Genomic DNA, 13,165 nt, shown 5'->3' with positions numbered 1-13,165 from the left:
ACGTCAGGGAGCGCGCCACTCCGAGAGCGTCAGCCCCGGCCCTTCCGTCTGCCGGGCCAGCCGGGGAACCCCGTCCTCACCGATGACCGCGACCACGAGCCTCCCGAAGGCGTCCTGCGCCAACGCCGGCGCCGCCAGGCTGCGCACGCCGGTGTCGGACCACCACATCCCGTTGCCCTCGTCCTCGGTGACCCCCACCCCGAGCACGGCGGTGCCCTCGGCCCCGCGATGGGCCAGCACGGTGCAGTCGTAGCCGTCGAGGAACGCACGGGATGCCGCATGCGCGCCTTCACCCGGGGCGCCGCCCAGCGCCACCGGCCACGCGCCCGCCCGGTAGGCCACCACTCCGCGGCCACCCGGGTCGGTCCAGTAGAACGTGGGCCGGTCCGGACCGGTCTCCAGGACGGACACCGTGCCCGGCGCAACCGCCAGACGTGACGGGTGCCCGTCCCCCAGGGCACCTGCCGCCTCCTTCTGGAACCAGTGCAGCGTGCCCTCGGAAGTGGCCGCGAAGAGCTCGATCCGCCCCGACGAGAGCGTGATCGCGACCGGCGCCCCCTCGACGCCGTGCGCTCCCCTGCGATCCCGCCAGCCGAGCCACTTGCCGTCACCCTGCTCGCGTCGCAGGGTCAGGCCACCGTCCGCCTTGCGCACGAAGACGTGCACCATGCCGGAACGGGCCACCACCACCACGGGCCGGCCCAGCCCGCGCGCCTGCTCCGGGTCCTTGTCCGGGTTTCCCAGCGAACGCCATGCGGTGACCGGGCGCGCCGACTGGTACTGGATCGCGTGCACGACGTCCACGACGGGCTCCCGGCCGGTGGCCCGGCGCTCGCGCCGGCCGACGAAGTGGGTGTACGCGTTGGCGTCCTGGGTGACGGACAAATCGGTGAGCCCTGCCAGTTGCACAGGCGCGGGGTCACCGAAGTCCATTCCCCCCGGGCGGTCTTCGGTCCAGCGCCGGAGCCCGCCCTCGACCGCGACGTACGCGGTGAGGCGGCCTTCTTTGCCCCTGGTGAGCCAGATGCCCCGCATCGCGCCCGCCCCGGAAGCAACCCTCGACGTCACGCGGGCATCCTGTCCGAGCATTTCCGCAGTCACCTTTCGAGGCGTCCGGCGCATCGCGCATGATTTCGAATCTGGCACATACTAGTCCCTCACATGAGAGAATTTTGGGTGACCGAACCGTGACGACCGAGTGCGGACGAGCGGCCTGACGGGGGACGGCGGCAGCTCGCGTGGAGCCTCAGACGGCTCGTACACGCGCTCGATGGACTGTCTATAGTGCTGTGCACCACCGAAGTCGGACCGGCTCCTCCCCCCACCCGAGTCCAACCCGCCCACAGCCCTACCGGGCCGCGAGACCAAGGGACTCGAACAGGATGAGCAACGAGGTCATGCCTCCAGGACGAAGCGCCTCCCGCCGTGCCGGAGCGCCGAAGCGCGGCCGGAAGAAGGAACGCGAGCGCCGCCGCGGCCTCAGGATCACGCTCGGGGTGCTCCTCGTGCTCCTGCTCGCGGGTGGTGGCACGGCCTACTGGATGTACCAGGACCTCGACAACAACATCAAGGGCGTCGACATCGACAAGGCGCTCGGCGAGGACCGTCCCGAGAAGCTCCCCACCGCCGGCCAGAACCTGCTCGTCCTCGGCTCCGACTCCCGTGCCGGGGCGGAGAACAAGGAGCTGGGCGGGGGCGGCGCGGTCAGCGGGGCGCGGTCCGACACCGCTCTGGTGGTGCACATACCGGAGGGCCGCACCGAGGCCACGGCCGTGTCCATCCCGCGCGACACCCTGGTGACCCGGCCCGAGTGCGTCAAGGCCGACGGTTCGTCGATGGCCTCCGCGGAGCGGGTGATGTTCAACTCCGTCTACTCGCAGGTCGGTCCGGCCTGTGTGGTCAAGACCGTGGAGAAGATGTCCGGGGTCCGGATCGACCACTATCTGGAGATCAACTTCGCCGGGTTCAAGGACCTCGTCGACGCGATAGGCGGCGTCACCGTCAAGGTCGAGGAGCCGATCAAGGACTCGGCCTCGGGGCTCGACCTGACCGCAGGTGAGCACAAGCTCAACGGCACCGAGTCGCTCGCCTACGTCCGCACCCGCCACGGCATCGGCGACGGCAGTGACCTCGGCCGCATCGGGCTCCAGCAGCAGTTCCTGCTCGCCCTGCTCACTGAGATCAAGTCGCAGGACCTGCTGGGCAGTCCGACCAGCACGTACAAGATCGCCAACTCCGCGACCAAGTCGCTCACGACCGACGAGGGGCTCGCCTCGCTGACCTCGCTCGCGGAGTTCGCCCGCTCGATGAACGGCGTCGATCCCTCCACCATGGAGACGATCATGCTGCCCGTCGCCTACGACAAGCAGGACCCCAACCGCGTGGTGGCCGCGGAGCCGCAGGCCGGAAACCTCTGGAAGGCCATCCGGACGGGCGGCACGATCCCCGAATCGGCCAAGAAGTCTCCGGCCACCGGCGGCTGACCTGTCATCCTTCGGGGATGACCGGTGAGAAGGCCCTCGTGATCGTCGACGCCGCCAATGTCGTGGGCTCCGTACCCGACGGCTGGTGGCGGGACAGGCACGGGGCGGCCGAGCGGCTGCGGGACTCGCTGGTCCCGTACGCCGCGGACGGGCTGCCCGGGCAGCCCGGTCCCGTCGAGATCGTGCTGGTCGTGGAGGGCGCGGCGCGCGGGGTCGCGTCCGCGCCCGGGGTGCGCGTGGAGGCGGCGCCCGGGAGCGGGGACGACCTGATCGCCGCACTGGCGGCCGCCGCCCACGGTGTACGGCCCTGCGTCGTGGTCACGGCCGACCGCGGACTGCGGCAGCGGGCCGAGGCGCACGGGGCCCGTTGCACGGGTCCGCGCACGGTGCGGCCGCTGCCGCCGTCAGCACGTGGCTGATCCGGTCAACGCGCCTTCGTCATACGGCTGTTCCTGCGCCCGTACATGAAGTAGATGATCACGCCCAGCACCATCCAGATACCGAACCGGAGCCAGGTCTCCGCCGGCAGGTTCAGCATCAGCCAGACCGAGGCCGCCACCGACACGATCGGGAGCGCCGGCACCCAGGGGGTCCGGAACGCCCGGTGGAGTTCGGGGCGGGTGCGCCGCAGGACGATGACGCCGAGGGCGACGACCACGAACGCGAAGAGCGTGCCGATGTTCACCAGGGTCGCCAGCTCGTTGATGCTGGTGAAGCCGGCCAGGATCGCGATGATCCCGCCGAGCAGGATCGTGGGACGGTACGGCGTGCCGAAGCGCGGGTGCGTCACCGAGAAGAACCTCGGGAGCAGCCCGTCCCGGCTCATGGCGAAGAACACCCGGGTCTGGCCGAGCAGCAGGATCATGCAGACCGTGGTGAGGCCGACCGCCGCGCCGAAGCTGATGACGCCGGCGTAGAAGGGGTGCCCGACGGCCTTGAAGGCGTCGGCCAGCGGGGCGCTGACGGAGAGTTCGGAGTAGTTCTGCATGCCGGTGACGACGATCGACACGGCGACGTAGAGCAGCGTGCAGATGACGAGCGAGGCGAGGATGCCTCGCGGCATGTCGCGCTGCGGGAGCTTGGTCTCCTCGGCGGCGGTGGCCACCACGTCGAAGCCGATGAAGGCGAAGAAGACGATGGACGCCGCGGTGAAGATGCCCATGACGCCGAAGTTCGTCGGCTCGTAGCCGAAGATCAGCTGGACCAGGGGGGCGTCCAGGCCCGATCCGCCGGTCTGCTTCTCGGCCTCCGGGATGAAGGGCGAGTAGTTGGACGCGTCGATGAAGAACGCTCCGGCGATGATCACGATCAGCACGACGGCGATCTTGATGGCCACCACGACGGTGGTCACGCGGGCGGAGAGCTTCATCCCGAGGACCAGGATGACGGTCAGGATCAGGACCAGGGCGAACGCCAGGATGTCGAAGCCGAATCCGCTCGCCACATCGGGTCCGGAGAGCACCTCGGGCATCGTCCAGCCGATGTTGTCCATGAGCGAGCGCACGTAGCCGGACCAGCCGACCGCCACCACCGCCGTGCCCAGGGCGAACTCCAGCACCAGATCCCAGCCGATGATCCAGGCGACCAGCTCACCCAGCGAGGCGTACGAGAAGGTGTACGCCGATCCGGCCACCGGGACGGTGGAGGCGAACTCGGCGTAGCAGAGGGCGGCCAGCGCGCAGACGACGCCCGCCGCGACGAAGGCGAGGGCCGTGGCCGGGCCGGCCGTCTCCTTGGCGACCTTGCCCGTGAGGACGAAGATCCCGGTGCCGATGATGACACCCACGCCGAACACGGTGAGGTCCAGCGCGGAGAGGGATTTCTTGAGCGCGTGCTCCGGTTCCTCGGTATCACGGATCGACTGTTCGACCGTCTTGGTCCTGAACAGTCCCCCTCCGCCGGGGGGCGTGTCCTGCTGCGTACTCACCGGCGTACCTCCGCGCGCTCGTCGTGCACGCCATGATTCGGAACGGGTGGTCCCGGAATGCCGGTGGAGGCGCGATACGGCCCGATTTCACGCGAATGGGCCGGTCGGACCACCCGAGCGGGGTGGCCGGCCGGCCCGGAGCGGTGCGGGCGGATCAGTCGCGGACGGGCTCCGCGGCCGGGGTCTCGTACCGGCCGTCGAGCTTGGCGACGAGGCCGGTGACCTGCCGGGCGATGTCCGGCGCGGTCAGCCCGATCTCCGCCATGACCTCGCCGCGCGAGGCGTGGTCCAGGAAGACCGGCGGGATGCCGAAGTCACGCAGCGGCACGTCGACGCCCGCGTCGCGCAGGGCCTGGGCGACGGCGGAGCCGACACCGCCGGCCCTGCTGTTGTCCTCGACGGTGACGACGACCCGGTGCTCAGCGGCGAGCGGGGCGAGCGCCTCGTCGACCGGCTTGACCCAGCGGGGGTCGACCACGGTGGTGGAGATGCCCTGGGCGTCCAGCAGGGAGGCGATCTCCAGGCACATCGGGGCCAGGGCGCCGACGGAGACCAGGAGGACGTCCACCTTGTCCGTGCCCGCCCTGCGCAGGACGTCCATGCCGCCTACCGTGCCCACGGCCTTGACGGCGGGGCCGACCGCGCCCTTGGAGAAGCGGACGACGGTGGGCGCGTCCTTCACGTCGACGGCCTCGCGCAGCTGCGCACGGACCTGGTCGGCGTCGCGCGGGGCGGCGATGCGCAGGGTCGGAACGCACTGGAGGATCGACATGTCCCACATGCCGTTGTGCGAGGCGCCGTCCGTGCCCGTGACGCCGGCCCGGTCCAGGACGAAGGTCACTCCGCACCTGTGCAGGGCGACGTCCATCAGGACCTGGTCGAAGGCCCGGTTCAGGAAGGTCGCGTAGACCGCGAAGACGGGGTGCAGCCCGCCGGTGGCCAGGCCCGCCGCGGAGACCGCGCCGTGCTGCTCGGCGATCCCGACGTCGTAGATCCGGTCCGGGAACGCCTCCTCGAACTTGCCGAGGCCCACGGGCTGGAGCATGGCCGCGGTGATGGCGACGATGTCCTCGCGCTCGCGGCCGAGCTTGACCATCTCCTCGCCGAACACCGAGGTCCAGTCGAGGCCGGAGGTGGAGATGGGCAGCCCGGTGTCGGGGTGGATCTTGCCGACCGCGTGGAAACGGTCCGCCTCGTCCTGGAGGGCGGGCGTGTAGCCACGGCCCTTCTCCGTGAGGCAGTGCACGATGACCGGGCCGCCGAAGCGCTTGGCCCGCTGGAGCGCGGACTCCAGGGCCTCGATGTCGTGGCCGTCGATCGGCCCGACGTACTTGAGGCCGAGGTCCTCGAACATGCCCTGCGGGGCGATGAAGTCCTTGAGGCCCTTCTTGGCGCCGTGCAGGGTCTCGTAGAGCGGCCTGCCGACGACGGGCGTGCGCTCCAGGAGGTCCTTGCCGCGGGCCAGGAAGCGCTCGTAGCCGTCGGTGGTGCGCAGGGTGGCGAGGTGGTTCGCGAGGCCGCCGATGGTCGGGGCGTAGGAGCGCTCGTTGTCGTTGACGACGATGACGAGGGGGCGGTCCTTGGCGGCGGCGATGTTGTTCAGCGCTTCCCAGGCCATACCGCCCGTGAGCGCGCCGTCACCGATGACGGCGACGACGTGGTCGTCCTTCTTCAGGACCTCGTTGGCCTTGGCGAGGCCGTCGGCCCAGCCGAGCACCGTCGAGGCGTGCGAGTTCTCGATGACGTCGTGCTCGGACTCGGCGCGGGACGGATAGCCGGAGAGACCGCCCTTGCTCTTGAGCTTCGAGAAGTCCTGCCGGCCGGTGAGCAGCTTGTGCACGTAGCTCTGGTGGCCCGTGTCGAAGAGGACCTTGTCCTGCGGGGACTCGAAGACCCGGTGCAGGGCGATGGTCAGCTCGACCACGCCCAGGTTCGGGCCGAGGTGGCCGCCGGTCTTGGACACCTCCTCGACGAGGAAGGTACGGATCTCCCCGGCGAGCTGGTCGAGCTGCTCGAGGCCGAGCCGGTCCAGGTCACGCGGTCCCTTGATGCGGGTCAGCAGGTCCACCCGTGCCTCCTTGCTTGTGAGCTGGTCGAGCGTGTCGATCCGATGAGTCTAATGTTCCGCCGGCGGCCCCGGTCATCGGGCGGCGCATCGCGTCGCGCCGCGCCGGTCGCGCCGGACGTGCAGATGCCCGGCATCGCGGACGATGCCGGGCACATGTGTGCAGGTACGACGGTCAGGCGCGGCCTGCGGTCTTCTGCGTCTTGCGGGTGATGGAGTCGATCACGACCGTGATGAGAAGAACAGCGCCGGTGATCATGTAGTTGATCGGGGTGGCGATGCCCTCCAGGGCCAGGCCGTACTGGATCGAGACGATCACCATGACACCGAGCAGCGCGTTCCAGGTGCGTCCCCGGCCGCCGAAGAGGCTGGTGCCGCCGATGACGGCCGCGGCGATGACGTTCATCAGGAGGTCGCCGGCGCCGGAGCCCTGGTTGGCCGCCGCGATCTTGGAGGCCCAGAAGAGGCCGCCGACCGCCGCGAAGGTGCCGGCGATGGAGAAGACCGAGATGCGGATCGCGGTGACGTTGATGCCCGCACGGCGGGAGGCCTCGACGCTGCCGCCGAGCGCGAAGATCTTCCGGCCGTAGGAGGTGCGGCGCAGGAGGAAGTCCGTGCCGACCAGGACGACGAGGAAGAGGACTAGGGCCAGCGGGAGGCCGCGGTACTGGTTGAACATGAACGCCGCGCCGAAGGCGAACACCGCGAGGACGACGGTGCGCACCACGATGTCGACGATCGGCCGCGACGGGACGCCCGCGGCCTCACGGCGGCGGGTGTCGAGGAACGCGGAGAGGAAGTAGACGATCACTCCGACGGCCGCGAGGCCGTAGGCGGCCGCGACGTCCGAGAAGTAGTACGTGGTCAGCTGGCCGACGACGCCGTCGCTGTCCAGGTTGATCGTGCCCGTGTCACCGAGCAGCTGGAGCATGAAGCCCAGCCAGAACAGCAGGCCGGCGAGGGTCACGGCGAAGGCGGGGGCGCCTATCCGTGCGAAGAAGAAGCCGTGGATGGCTCCCATGAGGGCGCCGCTGAGGATCGCCACGAGGACGGCGAGCCACTCGTTCATCCCGTGGGTGACGCTGAGCACGGCGACGACGGCACCGGAGACACCGCTGACCGAACCGACCGAGAGGTCGATCTCGCCGAGCAGCAGCACGAAGATGATGCCGACGGCCATCATGCCGGTGGCCACCATCGTCACGGCGATGTCGCTGAGGTTCTTCGCGGAGAGGAACTCGGAGTTCAGGCTCTGGAAGACGACGCAGATGATGAGCAGGCCGATGATCACGGGGATCGAGCCGAGGTCACCGCCGCGCATCTTGCGCTTGAACTCGCTGAGGTAGCCGGCGAAGCCCTGCTCGCGCACGAGGAGGCGGGGGTCGACCGCGATGTCGGCGCCCCCGGCGGCATCCGGGTTGACCACCGGGGTGGACGTCTTGTCGGTCGTGGTCACTTCTTGACCTCCGCGTTGCGCGCCGCACGACGGGTCACGGCGTTCTCCGTGGCACCGGTGATGGCGGAGATGATCTCTTCCTGCGACGTGGTCTTCACGTCGAAGATCCCGTTGTTCCGGCCCAGCCGGAGCACCGCGACCTTGTCGGCGACGGCCTTCACATCGGCCATGTTGTGGCTGATGAGGACGACCGCGTGGCCTCGCTCGCGCAGACGCTCGACGAGGTCGAGAACCTGGGCGGTCTGCTCGACGCCGAGCGCGGCGGTGGGCTCGTCGAGGATGACGAGCTTCGGCTCGCCCAGCATCGAACGCGCGATGGCGACGGTCTGGCGCTGACCGCCGGAGAGCGACGCGATCGGGATGCGGACGCTGGGGATGCGGATCGACAGCGTGGAGAGGAGCTCGCGGGAGCGCCGCTCCATCTCGACCTCGTCGAGGATCCCGAACCTGCGGAGCTCCCTGCCGAGGTAGAGGTTACCGACGACGTCGATGTTGTCGCAGAGCGCGAGGTCCTGGTAGACGGTCGCGATCCCCAGGTTCTGGGCATCGTGCGGCTTGTTGATCTGGACCGGCCGGCCGTCCCACTCGATGACTCCGTCATCGATGGGGTGCACCCCGGCGATCGTCTTGACCAGCGTTGATTTACCGGCGCCGTTGTCACCCACCAGGGCGACCACCTCACCGGCGTGGACCTCGAGCTCGACATCGGTGAGCGCTTGGACCGCACCGAATCGCTTCGAGACCCCTCGCAACGCCAACACGGGCGTAGCGGACACGTGAACCATCTCCTTCGCCGCCTGACCCGGCGGGGATACCGCACCTGGGGGAAGATGCGGTGGTTGAGCAGAAGTGAGAAACAGCGGAAGCGTTCCGTCCGGCGCCCGGCCCGGTAGCGGGACAGTTGGTGGGCCGGGCGCCGGACAGGCTTCGGGCCGCCCGGCCGCCCCTGGGGACGGGCCGGGCGGAAGGACCTACTTCAGGCCCGCGGAGTCGCAGGCGGCCTTGTACTTGGCCGTGCAGATCTCGTCGAGCGTCCAGATCCCGTCCTTGATGACGGTGTCCTTGATGTTGTCCTTGGTCAGCGAGACGACCGGGACGAGGACGGTGGAGATGCCCTTCGTGCCGACGTTGTCGACCTTGGACGTCTCGATGGTGTCGAGCTTCTCGCCCTTGGCGAGCGCGACGGCCATCTCCGCGGCGACGATGCCCTCCTGGGGGTAGGGCTTGTAGACGCTCATGAACTGCTCACCGGTGACGATGCGCTGGACACCGGCGAGTTCGGCGTCCTGGCCGGTGACCGGCGGGAGCTTGGAGAGTCCGGCCGACTTGAGGGCCTGGATGATGCCGCCCGCCATGCCGTCGTTGGCGGAGTAGACGCCGTCGATCTTGTCCTTGCCGAGGGCGGTGATCGCGCCCTCCATGTTGGAGTTGGCGTTCTCCGGCTTCCACTCCTTGGTGTCGTACTCCTTGCCGTAGGTCACCTTGCCGTCGAGCACCGACTTGGCGCCCTGCTTGAAGAGCTTGGCGTTCGGGTCGGTGATCGAGCCGTTCATCATCACGATGGTGGGCTTGGCGGCGTCGCCCAGGGCCTCCAGCAGGGCAGTGCCCTGCACGCGGCCGACCTCTTCGTTGTCGAACGAGGTGTAGGCGTCGATCGGGCCCTCGGCGAGGCGGTCGAAGGCGACGACGGGGATGCCCTCGTCCTTGGCCTTCTTCACGCTGTTCTCGATGGCCTTGGCGTCGACCGCGTCGATGATGAGCGCGTCGACCTTGTTCGTGATCATCGTGTCGACCTGCTGCGACTGCAGCGTGGCGTCCTGCTTGGCGTTGGCGTAGACGACCTCCGCCTTGCCACCGGTCAGCTCGCTGACCTTCTTCTCGATGATCGGCTTGTCGAACTTCTCGTAGCGAGCCGTGACGTTCTCGGGAAGGAGCAGACCGATCTTGAGGTCGTCGCCCTTCTTGCCCGAGTCGGTGCTGGCCTTGTCGCCGGACTCCTTGGCACTTCCGCAGGCTGCGAGCGAGACGGCCATGGTGGTGGCGGCAACGGCAACGGCGGCACGACGCATACGCGTGTTCATTTCGAACCTCCCTGACGAGGCCGCGACGTTGCGGCCGAGGTGGCTGGAAGTCAACTCGGCCGCAGAGGCGGCGTCAAGGAGTAAATACTTAACGAGATGACAACGGTGCCATTCGTTATCTAAGTGAAGGCAGGCGTCGCCGCGGGGAGGGTGCTCTCCAAAAGGGTTGAATCCCCCATCTCGCTGAGCACGAGGGCCAGCGCGCCCAGCACTTCGGCCCGTGCGCCGAGTGCTCCGGGGAGCACGGAGAGCTGCCGCGCGGCGCTGGGAATGGCGTAGCGCGAGACCGAGTCGCGGATGGGTCCCAGCACCAGCTCCCCCGCCTCCGCGAGGGACCCGCCGAGCACCACGCGGCTGGGGTTGAGCAGGTTGCACAGGTTGGCCACACCGCTGCCGATGTGCCGGCCGACGTCCCCGATGACCCTGCGGCAGCCCGGATCACCCTCACGGGCCAGCTGGACCATCCGCTCCATGGTGAGATCGGGCCCGTGGCTGGGCTTCAGGAGGGGCAGGACGTACCGGGCGGCGGTGAAGGTCTCCAGGCAGCCGCGGTTCCCGCAGCGGCAGACAGGGCCGGACTCGTCGAGGGTGATGTGGCCGATCTCGCCGGCCGTCCCTCCGGGTCCCCGGTAGATGTGCCCGTCGATCACCAGACCGGCGCCGACCCCGCTGGCGACCTTGATGTACGCGAGGTCCCTGACGCCCCTCCCGCTGCCCCAGACGAGCTCTCCGAGGGCCCCGAGGTTGGCGTCGTTGTCCACGTACACGGGCACGCCGAGGCGCCCGGCGAGCTCCTGGCTCGGATTGATGCCCGTCCACCCCGGAAGGATCGAGGTGGAGCCCAGCGTGCCGGATTCGACGTCGATCGGGCCCGGGACGCCGAGTCCCACGCCGATGACCTTCTCCGGACTGATCCCGGTGGTCTTGATCAGGCGGTTGACCAGCTGTTCCGCCCGGCCGAAGCCCTGCGCGGACGAGGCGTCCACATCGAGCGGCTCCGATTCCTCGGCCAGCACCTGGTGGGCCAGGTTGCCGATGGCCACCCGGAGGTGGGTGTGCCCGAAATCCACCCCTACGACGATGCCGGCGTCCCCGCTCAGCGAGACGCTCCTGGCGCGGCGGCCGCCCGCCGAGGTGGGGGTCACCTCGACCGTGCCGCCGTCCTTGAGCTCACGGACGATGTTGGAGACGGTGGCAGCGGAGAGCCCGGTGCTCCTGGCGATCTCCGCCTGGGTCAGGGACCCCGCCATCCTTACGGCACGCACGACCCGCTCAAGGTTGGCCCTATGCAGAGATGTCTGCGACCCCGGAGTCTCCATCGACTCACTCACTCCTGCCGTTTTCTCTAACATGTGAACCCTAAGCTGAGCGTTTTGGGGTGCCCCCCGTCAAGACCTTGAGCGGTCGGAGCCTCTGTTGAGCACGACACTCCGCTTCTCGGCCGGAACTCGGCCGAAGCCCTGACCTCCGCCTGGAACTCTCGAACGAAGACCGTCGCACCCGGCGGCCAAGGCCGACCGCAGCGGGCCACCAAGCCCCCAAGGGGGCGGGAATCAGCCATTTCCCGCGCTCCGAGGAGTGGGGTCCCCCGCGTGCGGATCTCGGCGGCGGCACCACAGGTGCCTTGCCACCTGAACCCCGTCACGTCAATCGATTTTTTCGAGACACGACCGAGACGTTACCGAGTTCTTACCTTCCCATGAAGACCTCTTGACGACTGGGTTGACCGGGCACACCGGAGCCCTGGAAGAGCCTCGGCGTGCGGCGACGTACGAACGGGGGGCGAGCGTCCACGGGGGGTGTCATACGGGCCGGAAACGGCCGTCAGCGCGTCACGCGCCCCCCTTCCGCACCCCTGCCTCGGCCGCCTGCAAGGTCCCTGCCCGTATGACCGAAGGAGCCCCCGTGGCCGACGAGATGGTGCGCAAGGCGCAGCACAGCAGGCAGTTCATCAGTGCCTCCTCCCCGCCCTGGAGGGCGGGGCTTCTCGCTGTGCCTGGTTGGCGTGGCGACGGACCAGCCCGGCCGCGCCGAGCGTCTTGCCGAGGCCCGGCGAACGGCGTGAGCCCTCGACGAAGGGAAGGGGCCCTGGTCCTCGGCCCGTATCGGCCGAGGACCAGGGCCCCTTCTTTGCCGCGCATGGCGTCGGCGACGACGGGCGGACATCGCCGCGGTCCCCGAACGCTGACATCCCTACTTGAGCGCCCCCGCAGTCAGCCCCGCCACGACCTGGCGCTGGAAGACGATGTAGGCGAGGAGGACCGGCAGCATCGCCATGACCAGGCCGGCGAAGAGACCCGACCAGTCTCCCTTGTATCCCTGGCTGGTGGCCAGTTCGACCAGGCCCTGGGAGAGCACCTTGCCGTCCGGGTCGGTGTTCAGCACCGTCGGCAGCATGTACTGGTTCCACTGCCCGAGGAAGTTGAAGATCCCGACGCTGATCAGACCGGGCTTCGCCATCGGCAGCATCACCTGGAAGAACGTCCGGGTGTGCGAGGCCCCGTCGAGCATGGCCGCTTCCGCGATCGAGGTCGGCAGCGTCCGGAAGAACGAGGTGAGGAAGAAGACGGTGAACGGGAGCGAGTAGGCGATGTAGACCAGGATCAGCCCGTGCACCGAGTTCAGCAGGCCCATGTTGTTCATGACGAAGAACAGCGGGACCAGCGCCAGGATGATCGGGAAGCTCATCCCTCCGACGAAGAGGAAGTAGATGAAGCGGTTCCCGGGGAAGTCGAACCGCGCCAGGACGTACGCGGCCATCGAGCCGAGCAGCAGCGTGCCGATGAGGGAACCGCCCACCACCAGGATGGTGTTCAGGAAGTAGTCACTCATGTGCGCCTGGTTCCAGGCACGCGACCAGTTCTCGAAGTGCAGCTTGTCCGGCAGCGCCCAGGGGGTCGACAGGATGGAGTCGTCCGTCTTGAACGACGCCATCACCGCCCAGAGCAGCGGCATGACGACGAGCACCGCCCAGATGATCAGCACGCCGTGCGAGAAGACGTTGAGGACCTTGCCCTCACTGCTCTTCGCGGGTTCGGCGGCCGGTGCGTCCGTCTTCGTCACCGGGGAGCGCGGGGCCGGGACGGCGGGCGGAGTCTCAGTGACCTTCACGTGTGCTCACCTCGTACAACTGTCGAGCCGGCCACCGGGACC

10 protein-coding genes are annotated in these 13,165 nt (G+C 68.9%); 2 read left to right on the top strand and 8 right to left on the bottom strand.

Annotated features, from left to right (window positions below; genetic code table 11):
* Positions 1–3: 3 nt before the first annotated feature.
* Complete coding sequence (locus tag B9S57_RS22020) at positions 4–1,068, bottom strand: hypothetical protein (RefSeq protein WP_258036508.1); 1,065 nt, start codon at positions 1,066–1,068, stop codon at positions 4–6.
* A 314-nt stretch (positions 1,069–1,382) separates the two neighbouring features.
* Here B9S57_RS22020 and B9S57_RS22015 point away from each other — a divergent pair, with 314 nt between their 5' ends.
* Positions 1,383–2,483: an LCP family protein gene (locus B9S57_RS22015; protein WP_103517287.1), complete on the top strand. Its 1,101-nt coding sequence runs from the start codon at positions 1,383–1,385 to the stop codon at positions 2,481–2,483.
* Between the two features lie 17 nt (positions 2,484–2,500).
* Positions 2,501–2,902 carry an NTP pyrophosphohydrolase gene (locus B9S57_RS22010; protein ID WP_103517286.1) on the top strand — a complete coding sequence of 134 codons (402 nt, stop codon included), beginning with the start codon at positions 2,501–2,503 and terminating at the stop codon, positions 2,900–2,902.
* Positions 2,903–2,907: 5 nt separating this feature from the next.
* On the opposite strand, the gene B9S57_RS22005 is transcribed toward B9S57_RS22010, so the two are convergent.
* From B9S57_RS22005 to B9S57_RS21975, 7 genes are all read right to left on the bottom strand, one after another.
* Positions 2,908–4,410, bottom strand: coding sequence for an amino acid permease (locus B9S57_RS22005; protein ID WP_103517285.1), 1,503 nt, complete (start codon positions 4,408–4,410; stop codon positions 2,908–2,910).
* A gap of 154 nt (positions 4,411–4,564) precedes the next feature.
* Positions 4,565–6,478 carry a 1-deoxy-D-xylulose-5-phosphate synthase gene (dxs, locus tag B9S57_RS22000; RefSeq protein ID WP_103517284.1) on the bottom strand — a complete coding sequence of 638 codons (1,914 nt, stop codon included), beginning with the start codon at positions 6,476–6,478 and terminating at the stop codon, positions 4,565–4,567.
* A gap of 172 nt (positions 6,479–6,650) precedes the next feature.
* Positions 6,651–7,931 carry a sugar ABC transporter permease gene (locus B9S57_RS21995; RefSeq protein ID WP_103517283.1) on the bottom strand — a complete coding sequence of 427 codons (1,281 nt, stop codon included), beginning with the start codon at positions 7,929–7,931 and terminating at the stop codon, positions 6,651–6,653.
* Entirely contained in the window at positions 7,928–8,716 is a 789-nt protein-coding gene (locus B9S57_RS21990) for an ATP-binding cassette domain-containing protein (protein WP_103517282.1), read from the bottom strand. Before B9S57_RS21990 ends, B9S57_RS21995 begins: the two co-directional genes overlap by 4 nt.
* A gap of 186 nt (positions 8,717–8,902) precedes the next feature.
* Positions 8,903–10,012 (bottom strand): sugar ABC transporter substrate-binding protein, encoded by a 1,110-nt coding sequence (locus B9S57_RS21985; protein WP_103517281.1) that lies wholly within the window; start codon positions 10,010–10,012, stop codon positions 8,903–8,905.
* A 119-nt stretch (positions 10,013–10,131) separates the two neighbouring features.
* Positions 10,132–11,331 (bottom strand): ROK family transcriptional regulator, encoded by a 1,200-nt coding sequence (locus B9S57_RS21980; RefSeq protein WP_103517280.1) that lies wholly within the window; start codon positions 11,329–11,331, stop codon positions 10,132–10,134.
* Positions 11,332–12,205: 874 nt separating this feature from the next.
* Entirely contained in the window at positions 12,206–13,123 is a 918-nt protein-coding gene (locus B9S57_RS21975; protein ID WP_103517279.1) for a carbohydrate ABC transporter permease, read from the bottom strand.
* Between the last annotated feature and the right edge of the window lie 42 nt (positions 13,124–13,165).

It is taken from the genome of Streptomyces sp. SM10, assembly GCF_002910915.1.
Classification (GTDB): domain Bacteria; phylum Actinomycetota; class Actinomycetes; order Streptomycetales; family Streptomycetaceae; genus Streptomyces.
The sequence above is the reverse complement of the archived record's forward strand: the minus strand, read 5'-3'. Positions and strand labels throughout refer to the sequence as shown.

Bases quoted from the DNA above. Each gene is read 5' to 3' on its own strand.
- B9S57_RS22015 (WP_103517287.1), top strand. From the start codon at position 1,383: ATGAGCAACGAGGTCATGCCTCCAGGACGAAGCGCCTCCCGCCGTGCC.
- B9S57_RS22010 (WP_103517286.1), top strand. From the start codon at position 2,501: ATGACCGGTGAGAAGGCCCTCGTGATCGTCGACGCCGCCAATGTCGTG.
- B9S57_RS21990 (WP_103517282.1), bottom strand. From the start codon at position 8,716: ATGGTTCACGTGTCCGCTACGCCCGTGTTGGCGTTGCGAGGGGTCTCG.
- B9S57_RS21985 (WP_103517281.1), bottom strand. From the start codon at position 10,012: ATGAACACGCGTATGCGTCGTGCCGCCGTTGCCGTTGCCGCCACCACC.
- B9S57_RS21980 (WP_103517280.1), bottom strand. From the start codon at position 11,331: ATGGAGACTCCGGGGTCGCAGACATCTCTGCATAGGGCCAACCTTGAG.